Here is an 18,021-nt window from a genome sequence, read left to right on the forward strand (position 1 = left end):
TTAGTTGATTATGAAAAAATTTGTTTGGTTAGTCTTTATACTTGTGTGTCCCGGATTGATAGCGTGTACCAATAACTTATTTGCACAGTCAATTAATATAAAAAATGATAAGAGTGAAAAGAAAATAATCTTCAGTAATGAAAAATTAAAAGCAGTTTTAAATTATGATCGGGAAATAAATTTTTCATCATTTATTGTAAATGGTGAAGAAGTAATTGCGGGCGATTCCGGCATTTATTCAATGCTGCAAACGAAAGATAATTTATTTTCTACTTTAAGTTTGATAAAAGCCCCGCAGGTTGAGGTAAAGGACAACATCATTCAGATAAAGAATATTATTTATGGGAATAGTGATACGAATATTGAAGAAAGCTGGAATATCATTATCACAAAAGACAGCATCAATTTAAATATCACCAGGTATTGCCCTCAAGCCATGATTGCAGAAAAAACCGGTTTCCCTGTTTTCAATTTTAAGAGCATCAATACCTGGGATGGCGCCTACCAGGATTATGGTGGCCTTGCCTGGTTCTATCTTTTTAATAAAAAGCTCGATACCTACGGCGTGCACAGTAAATCGTCAAGGTTCTGGAAAGCCAAAACCGGGAATGGGCTTACTATTAAAGCTGAAGCAAAAGATAATTATGTGGCAACCGATTACACGCGGACTGCATCTGATAAACTGGCTTTCAGCATTGACGTTGCACCCACCAAATTTATTCCGCGGTTCGATTCAGGAACAAACAGAAGAAGGTTTATCCGTGATACTACCGCATGGGTCTGGTCGCCATTCACCATTAGGAAAGGAATAACAACTCAAAATATCATCCTCTCTTATTTCAATTTTGAAAAGGAGTTTGGCCGGGGAAAATTAGTTGGGATCAATCAGAGTCAGGTAAGTAGTGTATTAAATACCATTGCAAGAATTGGTGTAATTGATAAGCAGCATTTTGGCGGCAATAGCTGGCATACGCCTTATGGCCCTATATGTTTGCACGAACAATACATTGCACAAATGGGCCTTGCTATAAATGATCCAACATATTTGGATGGTTATCGTGATTGCCTTGATTTTTATCGCGATTATGCTATAAAACCGGATGGCCGTGTGTGGCCAAGATGGGCTTATACCAATGAAGATGCCATGCCGCAACAATTTAACGCGCAGGGTTTTTATGAAGCGCAGTGGGGCTATCTTATGGATTCAAACCCTGATTACGTAACAAACGTTTCAGAATTATATGATCAAAACGGAGATTTGGATTGGGTGAGAACGCATCAATCATCTTGTGAAAAAGCGTTGGACTGGATATTAAAAAGAGACAACAATAATAACGGCCTTATTGAAATGATGACAGACAGCACCGCGCAAAAAAGAGGCAGCGACTGGATTGATATTATTTGGGCAGCGTATGAAAATGCTTTTGTAAATGCCAAACTATATCATGCATTAATGCTATGGGCCAATATTGAAAAGCAATTGGGCAATGCTGCAAAAGAAAATTACTACAAAGCATTTGCTGAAAAATTAAAAACGAGTTTTAATAAGACAACAAATGAAGGTGGCTTTTGGGATGAAGCAAACAAATGTTATATACACTGGCGTGATAAAGATGGTTCACTGCACGGCCGCAACATGGTTGTGCCTGTAAATTTTATGGCAATCGGATATGGTATTTGCGATGAGGAAACGAGAAAGAAATTAATTCTTGATGGTATAGAAACACAAATGCAGAAAGAAAAATTATTTTTCTGGCCTTTGTGTTTGTATTCTTATGCGCCGGGTGAAGGCAATGACTGGCAGTTCCCGTTTCCCAATTATGAAAATGGCGATATCTTTTTATCCTGGGGTGCGCTGGGCGTTAAAGCTTATGCATCTTACAAACCTGAACTGGCAGTAAAATATGTAAAGAATGTTTTAAACCAATATGCAAAAGACGGCCTTGCCTTTCAGCGATATGGCCGGCAAAAACAGGATGGCCGCGGCGATGATATTTTATCAGGCAATGGTTTAACGATTGTTGGCTTATACCAGGCTGTTTACGGGGTTAACCCGTTATATAACCGTTTTTATTTAAACCCGCATTTAACGCCCGAATTAAACGGAACACAATTAAAATATAAGTATCAAAACAAACAATTGGTTATTGATTTAAGTATGAATAATTATGTTGTTTCAGATGGGCGGTTTTCCATTGCAGCAACAAAGGATTTTGGTTTTAATAGTTCAAAAGATACTTTATGTTTCTTTAAAGGTGATGATGAAAATGTTTCTTTGAAAGCGGTAGTTGCTACAAACAATCTTTCAATCAATATCAAAAACTGGAGCGCTCATACATGTGAATGGGCACAAGCAACTACAACATCCGCTTCAATCATAAAATATAATATTGCTCATCTTAATATCAATAAAAACTACTCAATCCTAATAAATAATAAGTTGCTTAAAAAAGTGAAACCAAATAATAACGGCAGCATCATGTTTGAATGCCCGGTTTCTGGTAAAACGAGCGAAATAACGATTACTAATGAATAGCGATATTATTAAGAATGGATATAAAAATTCTTTGTACACAATGGGGCTATAAACATTTGCCTGCAGATGAGTTTTTAGAAAAGGTGAAGAGCGCAGGTTATGATGGCGTTGATACCTGGATGCCTGAAAATAAAACCGAACGGAAAAATTTTATACAGTTAATTGAACAACTTGATTTAAGTATTGTAAGCCATCAGCACCAGGCAACCGGTAATAACATACAGGCATTTTGTAAAAGTTTTGAATATTATTTAAACGTTGCTTTGGAATGTGAACCATTATTAATTAACTCACATTCGGGAAGGGACTTTTTTACAATCGATGAGCAACTTGCCGTGATTGATGTGGCAGAAAATTTTTCAGCAAAAAATAACATTACCGTAGCGCATGAAACGCACCGCGGAAGAATTGGTTTTTGTCCCGGCAATGCGGCTCAGTTATTTAAACTGCGGCCATCAATGAAAATAACCGCCGATTTATCGCACTGGGTTTGTGTTACAGAAAGCTATCTTGAAAATTTCGAAAAAATAGTTGATGAAGCCATTAACCGCACCATGCATGTGCATGCAAGGGTTGGTTTTATTGAAGGCCCGCAAGTGCCAGACCCAAGATTACCGCAGTGGCAGGAAGCATTAAATCATTTTAAAAAATGGTGGCAAAATATCATTGAAAATAAAAAAGCAAACAACGAAGCTTTAATAACATTCACACCGGAGTTTGGGCCGCCGCCTTATATGTGGACAGGCCTTGCTGATAACGAACCATTAGCCAATCAATGGGATATTAATCTGCATATAAAAGAATTGATTAAAACAATTTTTGAAGAAGGTGCAGCTAATAAAGTAATATAAATATGACGAATAATGAAAGCCTGGTGAAATTATTTTGTATCGCAGCTGTGATAGCAGGAATTATACTTACGCTAAATCTTAACGCCCAAACTTCGCAATATAATTATGCCTGGGGAAAACAATCGCATATATCTGAACCCTCATCAACATTAGATGGCGTGCAACCACTTGCCAATTGGATTTGGGATTCGGGAGAAGCGAATCCGAAAAATTACTATTTGTTAGTTCGAAAAACATTCAGGTTAGATACACTGCCTCAAAAGGCAGATACCTATATTTCTGCTTCTGCTTATGCAGATGTGTATATCAATGGAAAATTACTGGAACGCTGCCCGATGAATTGCGACCCGCAATTTCAGTGTTACGACAAATTCAACATTTTAAATTACCTGAAAAAAGGAGAAAATTGTATAACGGCTATTGTGCAAAATTTTGGTGTTGGGTTGCATTCCCAGATGAATGCAAGAGGTGGATTCTTCTTTCAGGCAAAAGTTCAATATTCCAAAAAAAAGTCTGTTGATGTATTAAGTGATGCCAGTTGGAAAGTTACGCATGCCAAAGCCTGGAATACGCAGTCTGATTTTAGAGAACCAAATGCACACCTTATTGGTTTTATTGAAGATTTTGATGCCCGGCGCTGGCCTGAAGGCTGGCATAATATTTCTTTTAATGATGCATCATGGCAAAATGCAACGGTTATAGGTAAACCGCCCGTTGCACCATGGAATAATATTGTAGTAACGGAACGGCCGCAACTTCTTCGTCAAATTGTAAAACCTGTTCGCACCTGGGAAAACGATAGCTTAATAGTTTATGATTTTGGAAAAGAAATTGTTGGTTACCCGCAATTCACTATTAATGCCTCACAGGAAGGAATAGAATTTGAAACAGGAACCGGTGAACGGTTAGATAGCAATGGAATTCCTATAATCCGCGCCAGCGGTGATCACTCTAATAAATACACAACCAAATATGGAGTTCAAAGCTGGCAACCATTTACATGGATGGGCTTCCGGTATTTTTCTATTGAAAAAAAATCTGGTATAGAAATACAAAATATAAGCGCAGAATTCTCTTATTATAATTATGAGATGGATGGTTCTTTTGAATGTTCTGATACTTTATTAAATAAGTTATGGAATATTGGCAGGTATACCATGCAGCTTAATTCAATTGATACATACCAGGATCCCTGGCGTGAGCACACTCAATACATTGCCGGCGATTCCCGCTATATGCAGGTATATGGATATTATGCTTTTGGTAAAAGTTCAGGATTATTATCGGCCTACAACATTTTATCCGGAGCTGAATCGCAACGCTGGCGCAGCGATGGAGCCGTAAGAAGCCGTTACCCCACTGATTATTTTATGCAACCCGGCAGCTCCACTTACCTGGCCGATTACCAGTTGGAGTGGGTATTGATGATGCATGAGTATTTTATGTATTTCGGAAAGGATAAATTGATTGAAGGCTTATATCCAAACTTAAAAAAAGCAATGGATTATTATCAGCCCTTTATTGATAAAAAAACCGGCTTACTGGCTAACCTTCCGGGATGGATTGTGCTCGACTGGCCGGATACTTATTACATAGAAAAGAAAAATATTGTAACCGCGCTGAACTGTTTATACTATGGGGCATTAAACGCAGCAGCAGCAATTGCGGCAGATTTTAATAATGATACTTCACAGGCTGCTAAATGGAAAAAGCAGGCAGCAACGTTGAAGGAAAATATTAATAAAGTGCTTTGGTGTGAAAATGCATTGGCTTACTTGGATAGTTATGAAGGCACTAAGATTGGGCAGCAAACACAGGTTTATGCATTAACTTATGGACTGGCCGACAGCAGTAAAAAAACTTCAATAAGCAGATTAATTATGGATAGCGGTAAGGCAAGTGAAGAATCTTTTGCTTACTGGACTTTAAAATCAATATTTAATGAAGGATACGGACAGTGGGCACTTAATTACATGCGAAAAAACTGGGGTGCTCAAACCCGCCTTTCATCATTTAATGGAGCATGGCATGAAGGATGGAATTTACCATGGGGCTCAACTTCGCACGCCTGGTCTTCAGGACCAACTGCACTGCTTTCCCAAAAAGTACTTGGAGTAGAACCTGCAGGATATGGCTGGAAAACATTTTCTGTAAACCCTTTTATAGGCGATTTAATGTGGGCCAAAGGAAATGTAGCAAGCGCTGCCGGTAACATTTCAGTATTCTGGCAACGAACTGGAGATAATCATTTCATTTTAAAATTAGGCGTACCCAAAGGAACGAGCGCAAATGTTTATTTGCCTGCAACGCAAAATCAATCAATCAAAATAAATGGGAAAACCGTTGCAGATATGCGCGGTGTTAAAATATATGTGCAGGAAGGCAAACGAAGTGTGTTAACTGTTAACGAAGGTGACTATGAGTTTGAATGCAATATTAACGATTGAAAAGATGCAACTATTTGATATAGCTACAGGGAGGTATTAATCTAATAAAATCAGTTAATAAATATTGAATAAACAAGTTTAGGCTTGACCTTTTAAATAGTGAATATGTTTAGAAAGATGAACAGGATATTACTAAGTTTTTGTTTAGTATTGACTGTATCAGTTTGTAAAGTTTCAGCACAGCAAAATTCAATGGAAACGAGCGGAAGAATTTTTACTAATATTCCCGATTCAATTCAAACAAGCGTTTACTGGTATTGGTTATCTGACAATATTTCAAAAGAAGGAATTATAAAAGATTTGCACGCCATGAAGCAGGCTGGCATTAACCGTGCTTTCATCGGCAACATTGCAATGAACCCATCTGAAACGCCTTATGGCAATGTAAAGATTTTTACGCCGGAATGGTGGGATGCATTGCATACTGCCTTAAAAACAGCCGGTGATTTAAATATTGAGATCGGCATCTTTAATGGCCCGGGCTGGTCGCAATCCGGCGGGCCCTGGGTTAAGCCCGAACAAGCTATGCGCTATCTCGCCTTCTCTGACACCTTAGTGAAAGGCGGCACGCATGTTCACCTTCAACTACGTCAGCCAAAAGATACTTTCCAGGATAAGTTTGTTATTGCTTATCCGTACATAGCAAGCGATTCCATTACGCCATCAAAGCAATATTATTCGGCCAATAATAAGATAATGGTTGAACAGGATTCTGTTATTTATTTTTCATCTGCCAGTAAAACAACAGTAAGGAGTTTAATGTTGTATCCCGATGACCACGACATCTTTACAAAAGCTGTCCTTTATTATAAAAACAACGAAGGCAATTATGTATTGTTGAAGTCTTTTGAAGTAAACCGCACCAACAGCCAGTTAAATGTTGGTTTCGATCCTTATGCCGCCGTTACCCAAAGTTTTGAACAAACCAATAGCGATAGTTTTAAGCTGGTATTTACCAACACTTCAAAAAATGCGGCTTTCAAGCGTATTGTTTTGTCAGGTGTGCCGGTTGTTGAAAATTATAAAGAAAAAACACTGGCAAAAATGTGGCAAACACCGCACCCTTTGTGGGATGCTTATTTGTGGCCACAACAAGCCGCTGTAAATGATACATCGCTCATAATTCATCAAAATAAAGTAATTGATATTAGTGATAAAGTGCAACCCGGCAGAATGCTTGACTGGGATGCGCCTGCCGGTGAATGGATTATTTCCCGTGTGGGGATGACACCCACCAACGTTACCAATACACCCGCTTCGCCCGAAGGCACCGGCCTTGAAGTGGATAAGATGAGCAAAGCGCATGTGGCCGCACACTTCGATGCCTATATAGGTGAAATTTTAAAGCGCATTCCACCTGAAGATCGCAAAACCTTTAAGGTTGTGGTGCAAGACAGTTATGAAACCGGCGGTGAAAACTGGACGGATAGTTTCAGGCAGGATTTTATACAACAATATGGTTACGATCCATTGCCTTATTTGCCGGTAATGGAAGGCAAAGTGGTGGGCAGTGAAGATATAGCTGACAGGTTTTTGTGGGATGTAAGAAGATTGGTGGCTGATAAAGTTGCATATGATTATGTTGGTGGCCTGCGCGACGCAAGCCATAAACAAGGCTTAACCACATGGCTTGAAAACTACGGGCATTGGGGTTATCCCGGTGAATTTTTGCAATATGGCGGCCAGAGTGATGAAGTGGGCGGCGAATTTTGGACGGAAGGATATTTAGGCAACATAGAAAACAAAGCGGCTTCTTCATCGGCACACATTTATGGCAAAACAAAAGTTTCGGCTGAATCGTTTACTGCAGGCGGGCAAACGTATGCACGTTACCCCGCATTGCTTAAACAACGTGGCGACCGCTTTTTCTGCGATGGCATCAATAATACTTTGTTGCATGTTTATTTCCTGGAACCAAACGATACAATGCCTGGTGTTAACACAGGTTTTGGTACGGAGTTTAATCGCCACAATACATGGTTTTCTCAAATGCACCCATTCACACAATATCTTAAAAGGTGCAACATGATGTTGCAGCAGGGAAAATATGTGGCCGACGTTGCCTATTTTATTGGTGAAGACGCACCAAAGATGACCGGCGTACAAAACCCGCCATTGCCAAAAGGTTATTCGTTTGATTATATAAATGCCGAAGTAATTATGAAACGGCTTTCCGTGAAAAACGGGAGGTTTGTGTTACCTGATGGAATGAGTTATGCATTACTTGTATTGCCTGAGCTAAATAACATGCGGCCGGAATTATTGAAAAAAATTCAACAGCTGGTAAATGATGGTGGAACGATATTAGGGCCACGGCCGGAACATTCGCCAAGCCTTCAAAATTATCCTTTCGCAGATGATAGTGTGAAAATGCTGGCGCAAACTTTATGGGGCCCGGCAACGCAGGATGGCAAATGTAACAGGACGTATGGAAAGGGAAAAGTGATAGATGGATATTCAATACAACAGGTGCTTGCTGATATGCAAATACAGCCCGATATGCAAACAGGTGCAAACGATTCAGTGTTGTTTATTCATCGCCATGAAGCAGGCGCAGACATATATTTTCTATCAAACCAGTCATCAAAAAAAGTTTCGGTAAACCCTGTGTTCCGCGTTACCGGCAAGCAGCCTGAGCTATGGAACCCATTAGATGGAACACAACGTGATTTATCAAATTATACCAATGATAATGGTACCACAGAAGTGCCTTTGCAATTAGATGTTGCAGGCAGTGCATTTATTGTTTTTCGTAAACCGTCAATAACGGCCACTGCGAAAAAGACTAACTATAACGAAGCAGATACGGTTTTCTCCATGCCACTTACAAACCAATGGAAAATACAGTTTGATACAGCATTCCGGGGACCTGCAAAAGCTGTTGTTTCAAACACTTTATTTGACTGGGGCAAAAGCGCAGATTCTTCGGTAAAATATTATTCAGGAAAAGCTGTCTATATAACAAATTTTAACTGGAAAGACGGTGATGTTCAGCATGAAAAAATATTGCTTGACCTTGGCAATGTTACAGCAACAGCAGCAATTAAAGTTAACAACAAAGATGTTGGTGGTGTTTGGGTTGCGCCTTATTCTATTGATATAACCAGCGCATTAAAAAAAGGAAACAATACACTTGAAATTACGGTGGCAAATACTTGGGTAAACAGGTTGATCGGCGATCAGCGGTTGCCGGTTGAAAAACGTAAAACATGGCTTAGCTATAATCCTTACAAGCCCGATAGTGAATTGCAACCTTCGGGTTTATTAGGGCCGGTGAAAATTATTGGCATTAAATATTAGCCCTTGGGAATTACAGGCTGTTTCGGTTGATTAATTTATTTTCTGTAACCGGCTTTGGTAATGCTGTTCATCGTTCTTTGTGTCACTCCCTTCTGCTATGGTTTTTCATGGCAGCGATGGTTGCATAATAAAATTTTCACTGCTAATTCAACAGCTTTTAATTATTACCAATCATGATTAAAATAATTAAAACAGGTGCAAATTACTATTAAGCTATTTATAACACGGAGCTTTTGCCTTTGGCTTTTTCTAATCCCTTTTGTTTTAAAAGCACAGGTTAAAGAGCCATATAAAAAACTGCATGGTGGCAGCTTTTCATCACAAAAAAATCCTGCTTCTCCGGATCCGTTGGTTAATTATCAATGGCTAAATACAGATGCTGCGCAAGCGCTTCAATATTTTGTAGCGAAACCTATAACAGCGCAAACTTTTCCATCTTCAGCAGCGTCGGTTATAAACAATGAATGGCTTATTCGTTCGGATGTAGATATAATGTTTGACTTTGGTGTTGAACATGCAGCCTGGCCTGAATTTGACAGTAAAGAGTTATCAGGCGATGTTGAAATGAGTATTAGTGAATACAATGAACCAGCTATTGTAAACGAAGGAGCGCAACATCCCGCAAAAACATTAAAACCTGTGCGATATGGCAATACCTTCAGATTAGAATTAAATGATGAATTATATGAAGGTGTGCGCTTTGTGTGGCTTCATTTTAAAAATGTAAAAAAGCCTTTTCATGTAAACAATATAAGATTGATTTGCCAGGTAAAACCGGCAAACTATGCTGGCTATTTTCACACAAATGATTCAATGCTTAACCGCCTTTGGTACACAGGTGCTTATACGGTACGGTTAAATTTCATGAAAGATTATATTGGCGCTATTCTAATGGAAAGAAGTGATCGCCATTCCTGGACGGGTGATGCTTACCCCGCACAAGCTGCTTCTCTGGTTGCCTTTGGGAATTATGACCTGGTAAAGAAAAACCTGGCGTACACGGCAAAGTTAGATAATAGTATCCCGGCGTATGCATTGTATTGGGTGCTTAGTCTTGCAGATTATTTTAATTACACCGCAGACACGGCATTTTTAAAACAATATTTAAATAATGCTGAAGAAAAGCTTACCACTGCTAAACAGTATTTTGATTCGCTACCAAACCTTGCTTTTTTAGGTTGGGATGAAAGGCTTGGGGCGGGTTTTGAAAACCCAAATCTCCCTGAAGGCAGGCTTGTTTACCGATGTCTGTGTATGCAGGCATGGCAAAGTTTTGCCGCAATGGCAATAGCGGCCGGTTATACCGGAATTGCAAAAAGATATACCAGTCTTGCAAAAGAAAAAATGCAATGGCTGATTAAGAATAACAGTCAGCCTTTTGGCTTACACTCCGTTGCTAAAGCTGTTAATGCAGGCCTATTGTCTGATTCTATAGTTGCACAAGCTGCAGGAAGTTTTTTTTCAAACAGGTTACAAAGACTATCCTATTCACCCTTTAATCAATTTTTTATACTACAGGCTATGGCTAAAGCGGGTTACATGAATGAAGCCTTAACAACTGTAAAAGATTGCTGGGGCGGGCAGATTGAAAATGGCGGCACCACTTTTTTTGAAGTGTATCGCCCTTCCTGGAATAACATATTACAATCAAACGATGCACCGCCCAATAACCAATGTGGTTATACAAGCCTGGCACATCCATGGAGTGCGGGTGTTACAATGTGGCTTACTGAAAATATTCTTGGTGTTCATGCCATAGCACCGGGTTTTAAAGAATTTGAAATAAAGCCATTTCTCAATCAAAATATACATACAGTAAGTGGTTCGGTTCCAACGCCGCATGGAATAATAAGTGTTTCTTTTGATATGAATTCAGGGAAATGTACCCTCCAAGTTCCCCGTGGCACTAAAGCTTCTGTTTCAATTCCGGTAACAGGATTGAAGGTGATCAGTGTATTGATCAATGGCCAAACAGTGCAGTTAAAAGCAGGCAAAATTACCAATGAACAAAATTATATTTCGCTGCCTATGTTACAGGCCGGAAAATATACTATCAAAATAAACTTTACCGGCACGTTGATAAAACCTGAAGAAGAAAACACTATTAGCTACCCGGTACATACCTATAGCATAGACAGCTTAACAGCAGGTAATTGGAAAAACTACTATGGTAAAGACGGTTATATGTTATTAGGATTAACCGGGGCTGATAAAAAAAAATTACCATTATATATTGACAGCGTTGTCTTGAATAAAAATGTAATAGAAATATGGGATACCGTGTCTGTAAATACAAATGCATTGGAACCAGTGAGTGGGCGAAACAGGCTGGCTGCAGCTTTTGTAACTCAAAGCCCGAGAGCCTGCTATCAAACTATGACTGTTGATGTAAACGTCCATACAAATAAATATTACCGGCTCTCTCTGTATTTTTTAGATTGGGATGATAAAAGCAGAAGGTCTGCGGTTGAGATTTTTGATTTGAATACATTAGAATTATTGTCGCCGGTGATACTTATAAAAAATTATAAAGGTGGAAAATATTTGTCTGTGCAATGCACTGGTCCCGTGCGTATCCGCATTAATGATGTACGTGGCAAAAATGCAGCGATGAGCGGTTTGTTCTTCGATTCTTTTTAAGCGGGAAATATTTCTATTATCTATTGCGTGATTGACAGAAAGGACTTGATTGTAGAATGGGCAATATGTTAGACAAATTATTTCTGCCTGGATTACCAGGTTAACGAGAACTAACTCGGTAAATCCTTTTTTAATTAAAGCTTTACTTTTTATATACTTAACTTTATTTGAATTAGTTCTTTTACATTTCAACCAACATCAATTTTACAGGTGTTTGCAAACCGTTTGCAAATTTGTTTGCAAATGAGTCAAAAATAGAGGCATGAGAAACAAACATAACGAAATTAAATGTAAGGCTTTACTTCCAAAGCAGTACTCGAAAGAGCAAAAAATTAATGATAATTAATTGAATTTTAGTTAATTATTCAGGCTGTTTCAATAACACCAAATAAAAAAGGCCCACATAATTTGTGAACCTTTTTCTTAAGTGGGAGTTGACGGGATCGAACCGCCGACCCTCTGCTTGTAAGGCAGATGCTCTAAACCAGCTGAGCTAAACTCCCTTTATTTCCCCTAAAGGGCTGCAAAGATAGGGGCTGTTTTTTTCCACCCAAATTTTTTAATAAAAAAATCCCGTCGGGGAACCGACGGGATTTGTTATGAGCAAGCAACCGATTGACTTTTAAAACGTCAAAAGCAGACGCAAAATATAAAGATTTTACAATCCGAACAAATGTTAGTTTGACTTTTTTTTATTTTTCTTTCACCCGCTTTCTTTTATAAAAGTTTACCGGCATAGTTTTGAACAAATTTTTTTAAATGCTAAGCATCTTTAAAAGTATTAATGCATTTGTATTTGATGTTGACGGCGTTTTAACCGACGGCACTTTATTAGTTTTGGAAAATGGCCTTATGGCAAGAAGAATGCATGTGAAAGATGGTTATGCGCTGCAACTCGCCGTGAAGAAAAATTATAACATATTTATAATTTCAGGCGGAAAATCGCCGCAGGTAAATAACAGGCTTTCAAACCTTGGCATATCAGATGTGTATATGAATGTAGAAAACAAACTGGAAAAATTAAAAGAGCTGGAAGCTGCTTTCAACCTAAAAAAAGAAGAAATCCTGTACATGGGCGATGATATTCCGGATATAGATGTAATGCAATACTGTGGCCTTGCCTGCTGTCCTGCCGATGCAGTGGCCGAAGTGAAAACTATCTCAAAATATGTTTCTTCATTTAAAGGCGGCGAAGGTTGTGTGCGCGATGTGATTGAAAAAGTAATGAAACTGCAGGGTAAATGGCGGCCCGACACGCATATACAGTCTGCTTAAATACTTTTAATTTATTTTGCAGCCAAAGTATTCATCCTGAAAAAAGTAATAGCATTTTTTCGCCTGGTAAGATGGCCTAATTTAATCTTCATAGCCATTACACAATTACTGTTTATGTATTGTGTAATGCAGCCCTTGCTGGCTGCTGCCGGCCGCAGGCCAAGCCTTAACCCGTTGCATTTCTTTTTATTAATATTATCGTCTGTTTTAATAGCTGCTGCCGGTTATATTATCAATGATTATTTTGATTTAAATATTGACAGCATTAATAAACCCGAAAGGCTCATTATTCAAAAAATAATCAAGCGCCGTTCAGCCATTGCCTGGCACCTGGCTTTAAGTTTTGTTGGTGTTGCTATTGGTTTTTACCTCGACTTCAGCACACATGTAACCCTGCTCGGCCTTTCTAACCTGGTATGTGTTTTACTATTGTTCGTTTATTCCATCTCGCTTAAAAAGAAACTGCTTTCCGGCAATATCATTATCTCTGTTTTAACTGCATGGACGGTGCTCGTGGTAACCTGGTGCGAAGCCCGTTTTTTCTTTTTTAATCCCGGCGATACAAACCTTCATAAAATAATACGCGTTACTTTTTTATATACCGGTTTTGCTTTTATTATATCGCTTATACGCGAAGCTGTTAAAGACATGGAAGATGTGGAAGGCGACAGGCGTTACGGTTGTAAAACCATGCCTATAGTTTGGGGCTTTAATGCCTCTAAAATTTACCTGGCCGTGTGGTTTATGGTGCTGGTACTGGCATTAATTGTGGTAATGATTTATATGCTGCAATTGCGCTGGTGGTTTGCCATTGCTTATTCTTTTATACTTATTATACTGCCGCTGATAAACATATTTCAAAAATTATTTAAAGCATCCACGGCGCAGGATTTTCATAAGCTCAGCACCATGGTTAAGCTTGTAATGTTTACCGGCATTCTTTCCATGATATTCTTTAAAATTTATGCCTGATAATAAACTGAAAATTATTCTCGCTTCGCAATCGCCCCGCAGAAAACAATTGCTTGAATGGGCTGAAATAAATTTTGATGTTATAACGAGCGATGCAGATGAAAGTTTTTCAACCAATATGCCTGTCGAAGAAATTCCTGTTTTTATTGCACGTAATAAGGCCAAAGCCGTTCAGCAAAAATCAAACAACGACGCTATAATACTGGCAGCCGATACCATAGTGGTTTTAGGCAACAAGGTGATTAACAAACCGGCCAGCCGCGATGAAGCTATTAAAATGCTGCAATCACTTTCCGGCAATGAGCATCGCGTAATTACAGGTGTTGTATTATTAAGTGGAGATAAAGAATTAAGTTTTGCAGATGTTACGCATGTTCTGTTCCACGAACTTACAGAAGAACAGATAATATTTTACGTTGATAAATACAAGCCTTACGATAAAGCCGGCGCCTATGCTATACAGGAATGGATTGGTGTTACCGGTATAAAATCTATCAATGGCGATTTTTATAATGTGATGGGCCTGCCCGTAAGCCGTGTATTGCAGCAGCTGAAACATTTTACAACCGCTTTATAATACATAAATCGTTTTTGCTTTTGCCCAATGATTATGTAACTTGTTCATGCAATTGTAAACCCCATGAACGAAAGATTGCTGCAATTCATCTGGCAATTCAGGTATTTTAACCAATCCGCCCTGCAAACTTCAGACGGAAAGAATTTGCAAATAATACACCCTGGCAATCTGAACCGGAATGCAGGCCCTGATTTTTCGGAAGCTAAAATAAAAATTGATACTACACTCTGGGTTGGCAATATAGAACTGCATGTTTGTGCATCGCATTGGCATCAGCATAATCATTCATCAGACAAAAATTACAGTAACATCATTCTGCATGTTGTATGGTTGAATGACGAAGTAATTTTTGATGCCCGCAATCAGCCGCTTGCCACATTAGAACTTCAATCACTTGTTCCCAAAATTACGCTTCAACGTTTTGAATATTTGATGCACAGCTCCGATGAAATTGCCTGTGCATTTTCTTTACCCGCTTTAAGTGAAATAGCCTGGCTTGGATGGAAGGAAAGATTAATAACCGAAAGGCTGCAACAAAAATCAAATACAGTAAAACAATGGCTGAACGAGAATAATAATAATTGGGAAGAAGTTTTCTGGATAAGTTTATGCCGCAGCTTTGGCATGAAAGTGAATGCTGATGTGTTTGAACAAATCGCTAAATCTTTACCGGTAATTTTATTGGCAAAACACAAAAATCAAATTCACCAGTTGGAAGCATTACTGCTCGGGCAGGCGGGTTTGCTAAATGGCGATTTTGAAGATGCATATCCGGCCTTGCTGCAAAAGGAATACGGTTTTCTTGCAAAGAAATACAAGCTGCAGCCAGTAAATAAAATGCCCGCATTCCTGCGAATGCGGCCTTCAAATTTTCCAACATTAAGGTTAGCGCAACTGGCAATGCTCATCCATCAATCCAGCCATTTATTTTCCAAAATAAAATCAGCTAAAAAACTTGGTGAGATTTTTCAGTGGTTTGATGTTACGGCAAACGATTTCTGGCACTATCATTATACTTTAAAAGATGAAGCTGTTTATATTAAAAGATCTGTTGGCAGAGCTTTTATTCATCATATCATTATCAACACTATTGTACCCGTAATGTTTGCTTATGCTATCAACAAAAATGATAATGTTTGGAAAGAAAAATCACTTAACTGGATAATGGAATTAGAGCCTGAACAAAATTCGATCACAAGGCAATGGAAAAGTTACGGCGTTACCAATCAAAATGCTTTGCACAGCCAGGCCTTGCTTCATTTAAAAAATACTTATTGTATAAAAAAGAAATGCCTTGATTGCGCTGTTGGTGTTAAATTGCTGCGCGGGGAATAGTATTCATCTTCCGCATCACCATTTAAAAGTTAAATGCGATTAAAGCAATATCGTCTTGCAAATAAATTGCAGCGCGGTACACGGCTATGATGAAGAAAAAAATCCCGCTTGCTTTTTTATTACTTATTTTAAGGCTGGCAGCTATTGCTCAAAATCCGTATGTGCTCAATGGTTCTGCAAAACAGGATAATTGTCATTGTTATACTTTAACCACAGAAACACCAACACAATCCGGCTCAATATGGAATAAAAATAAAATTGACCTCACCCAACCATTTGATTATTTCTTTAATGTTTACCTGGGTTGCATAGATGCAAATGGCGCCGATGGCATTGCGTTTGTTTTACAGCCTGTAAGCACAAGCCTTGGTTCCAGGGGTGAAGGACTTGGTTTCCAAAATATCACACCTTCTATTGGCGTTACAATTGATACCTGGCAGAACGCTAATCAAAGCGATCCATCTTACGATCATATTGCCATACAGGCAAACGGAGATGTTGATCACACTACATCAAACAACCTCGCCGGCCCTGTACAGGCCCTTGCCGGCAATGCTAATATTGAAGATTGCCAGTGGCATGTGCTTGAAATAAACTGGAAACCATCTGTTGATTCTATGTTTATTAAAATGGATGGTGTTTTGCGTTTAGCATTGGAAAAAGATTTGGTTGCAACTATTTTTAATAACGACCCGATGGTTTACTGGGGCTTTACTTCTGCAACAGGCGGTTCGGTTAACCTGCAAAGGATGTGCACTTCGCTTGATGCAAAATTTAATCTTACTTCTTATACCAATACCTGCGTAGGCACACCGCTTACTTTTGCTGATAGTTCAGTATCGTTTGGCAACATTGCGGGCTGGCGTTGGAATTTTGGAGATGGCACAACCTCTACTTCTCAAAGCCCTCCATCGCATACTTATGCAAACCCCGGCAAATACACGGTTACTTTAAATATTACGGGCGGAGATGGTTGCACATCAGACACTACCAAACAGGAAATAACGGTAGGCAGTTATCCCGTTGCAGGTTTTAATACAGCGCCTTCACCAATATGTGATAACAATAATGTTATATTCACCGATGCAACCAGCCTGGATGTTGGCACTAAAAGTTACTGGTATTGGAATTTTGGAAACGGCGCTACTTCATCTTTACCAGATCCTTTACCGGTTAATTATGCAGCCGGCCAATATACCGTGCAGTTGTATGTGAAAACGAAAGAAGGCTGCGCTTCTGATACGGCAACAAAAACTTTTACAGTATTAAAAGCGCCGGAAATAGATTTTGAAAAAGAAGACGCTTGTAAAAATACACCTGTGAATTTTACATCCGAAAACTTAACACCATCTACTCCTATCAATAGCTGGTACTGGGATTTTAATGATAACAATTTTTCATCGGCGCCATCTGTACAACATAAGTTTGCCGATACCGGTACTTATAATGTATCGCTTATAGCGCAGGCTGCTAACGGATGCATTACAGATACGATCACAAAACCTGTGATCATTTACGGAACGGATGCTTATGCAGGAAGGGATTCAACTATTTTACAGGGTTATCCTTATCAATTGCAGGCAAGTGGCGGCATTAATTATAGCTGGTCGCCGCCAACAGGACTTGACAATCCAAACATAGCCAACCCCATTGCTATGCTGGATAATGATATTACGTATATTCTTACGGCTTCAACAGATGTGGGCTGCGCCACAACAGACACTTTGCGCCTGCGTGTGGTTAAAGGCCCGGAAATTTATGTGCCCACAGCTTTTACACCAAATGGGGATGGAAGAAATGATCTTTTTAATATAATACCGGCAGGCATAACTGAAATCATGTTTTTCAAAATTCTAAACCGCTGGGGCCAGGTTATCTATTCATCAAAAAATACATCCCGCGGATGGGATGGAACACGGAACGGAACACCTCAACCTTCCGGCACCTATGTGTGGATGGTTGAAGGCAAGACAAGCACCGGATCAGTTTTAAAAAAACAAGGAACGCTCGTTTTAATACGTTAGATATTTTTCAGAAGTGATTCAAATAATATCGCACAGAGAATACCGGGCTAACAGAGATACTTCT

10 protein-coding genes and 1 tRNA gene are annotated in these 18,021 nt (G+C 39.1%); 10 read left to right on the forward strand and 1 reads right to left on the reverse strand.

All coding sequences use genetic code 11. From position 1 onward, the window contains the following. Window positions 1-10 precede the first annotated feature (10 nt). The 5 genes from ACTHN6_RS14175 (at window position 11) to ACTHN6_RS14195 (ending at window position 11,774) form a co-directional block, all read left to right on the forward strand. Entirely contained in the window at window positions 11-2,536 is a 2,526-nt protein-coding gene (locus ACTHN6_RS14175; RefSeq protein ID WP_440436426.1) for a trehalase family glycosidase, read from the forward strand. Between the two features lie 14 nt (window positions 2,537-2,550). After that, the gene (locus tag ACTHN6_RS14180; RefSeq protein WP_440436427.1) at window positions 2,551-3,387 is read left to right on the forward strand and encodes a sugar phosphate isomerase/epimerase family protein; all 837 of its coding nucleotides are present in this window, start codon (window positions 2,551-2,553) and stop codon (window positions 3,385-3,387) included. 2 nt (window positions 3,388-3,389) lie between these two features. After that, window positions 3,390-5,834 (forward strand): family 78 glycoside hydrolase catalytic domain, encoded by a 2,445-nt coding sequence (locus ACTHN6_RS14185; protein WP_440436428.1) that lies wholly within the window; start codon window positions 3,390-3,392, stop codon window positions 5,832-5,834. A 105-nt stretch (window positions 5,835-5,939) separates the two neighbouring features. Continuing rightward, window positions 5,940-9,134, forward strand: coding sequence for a glycosyl hydrolase (locus ACTHN6_RS14190; protein ID WP_440436429.1), 3,195 nt, complete (start codon window positions 5,940-5,942; stop codon window positions 9,132-9,134). A gap of 195 nt (window positions 9,135-9,329) precedes the next feature. Continuing rightward, window positions 9,330-11,774, forward strand: a complete 2,445-nt coding sequence (locus ACTHN6_RS14195) for an alpha-L-rhamnosidase C-terminal domain-containing protein (protein WP_440436430.1) — start codon at window positions 9,330-9,332, stop codon at window positions 11,772-11,774. Window positions 11,775-12,202: 428 nt separating this feature from the next. On the opposite strand, the gene ACTHN6_RS14200 is transcribed toward ACTHN6_RS14195, so the two are convergent. Next, a tRNA-Val gene (locus tag ACTHN6_RS14200) sits at window positions 12,203-12,277 on the reverse strand. A gap of 256 nt (window positions 12,278-12,533) precedes the next feature. On the opposite strand from ACTHN6_RS14200, the gene ACTHN6_RS14205 reads away from it, so the two are divergent. The 5 genes from ACTHN6_RS14205 to ACTHN6_RS14225 all read left to right on the forward strand — a co-directional run bounded on the left by ACTHN6_RS14205 (window position 12,534) and on the right by ACTHN6_RS14225 (window position 17,957). Further along, window positions 12,534-13,049: a KdsC family phosphatase gene (locus ACTHN6_RS14205; protein ID WP_440436431.1), complete on the forward strand. Its 516-nt coding sequence runs from the start codon at window positions 12,534-12,536 to the stop codon at window positions 13,047-13,049. A gap of 36 nt (window positions 13,050-13,085) precedes the next feature. Beyond that, window positions 13,086-14,021, forward strand: coding sequence for a geranylgeranylglycerol-phosphate geranylgeranyltransferase (locus tag ACTHN6_RS14210; protein ID WP_440436517.1), 936 nt, complete (start codon window positions 13,086-13,088; stop codon window positions 14,019-14,021). Beyond that, window positions 14,014-14,598 (forward strand): Maf family nucleotide pyrophosphatase, encoded by a 585-nt coding sequence (locus ACTHN6_RS14215; RefSeq protein WP_440436432.1) that lies wholly within the window; start codon window positions 14,014-14,016, stop codon window positions 14,596-14,598. The genes ACTHN6_RS14210 and ACTHN6_RS14215 overlap by 8 nt, the downstream gene beginning before the upstream one ends. 63 nt (window positions 14,599-14,661) lie before the next feature. Continuing rightward, window positions 14,662-15,933, forward strand: a complete 1,272-nt coding sequence (locus tag ACTHN6_RS14220; RefSeq protein WP_440436433.1) for a DUF2851 family protein — start codon at window positions 14,662-14,664, stop codon at window positions 15,931-15,933. 86 nt (window positions 15,934-16,019) lie between these two features. Further along, the gene (locus tag ACTHN6_RS14225) at window positions 16,020-17,957 is read left to right on the forward strand and encodes a lectin-like domain-containing protein (RefSeq protein WP_440436434.1); all 1,938 of its coding nucleotides are present in this window, start codon (window positions 16,020-16,022) and stop codon (window positions 17,955-17,957) included. Window positions 17,958-18,021: the final 64 nt, after the last annotated feature.

This window comes from Parafilimonas sp. (assembly GCF_051953455.1).
GTDB lineage: Bacteria > Bacteroidota > Bacteroidia > Chitinophagales > Chitinophagaceae > Parafilimonas.

Coding starts and splice junctions, on each gene's coding strand:
- ACTHN6_RS14175 (WP_440436426.1), top strand. CDS start 11: ATGAAAAAATTTGTTTGGTTAGTCTTTATACTTGTGTGTCCCGGATTG.
- ACTHN6_RS14180 (WP_440436427.1), top strand. CDS start 2,551: ATGGATATAAAAATTCTTTGTACACAATGGGGCTATAAACATTTGCCT.
- ACTHN6_RS14185 (WP_440436428.1), top strand. CDS start 3,390: ATGACGAATAATGAAAGCCTGGTGAAATTATTTTGTATCGCAGCTGTG.
- ACTHN6_RS14190 (WP_440436429.1), top strand. CDS start 5,940: ATGTTTAGAAAGATGAACAGGATATTACTAAGTTTTTGTTTAGTATTG.
- ACTHN6_RS14205 (WP_440436431.1), top strand. CDS start 12,534: ATGCTAAGCATCTTTAAAAGTATTAATGCATTTGTATTTGATGTTGAC.
- ACTHN6_RS14215 (WP_440436432.1), top strand. CDS start 14,014: ATGCCTGATAATAAACTGAAAATTATTCTCGCTTCGCAATCGCCCCGC.
- ACTHN6_RS14220 (WP_440436433.1), top strand. CDS start 14,662: ATGAACGAAAGATTGCTGCAATTCATCTGGCAATTCAGGTATTTTAAC.
- ACTHN6_RS14225 (WP_440436434.1), top strand. CDS start 16,020: ATGATGAAGAAAAAAATCCCGCTTGCTTTTTTATTACTTATTTTAAGG.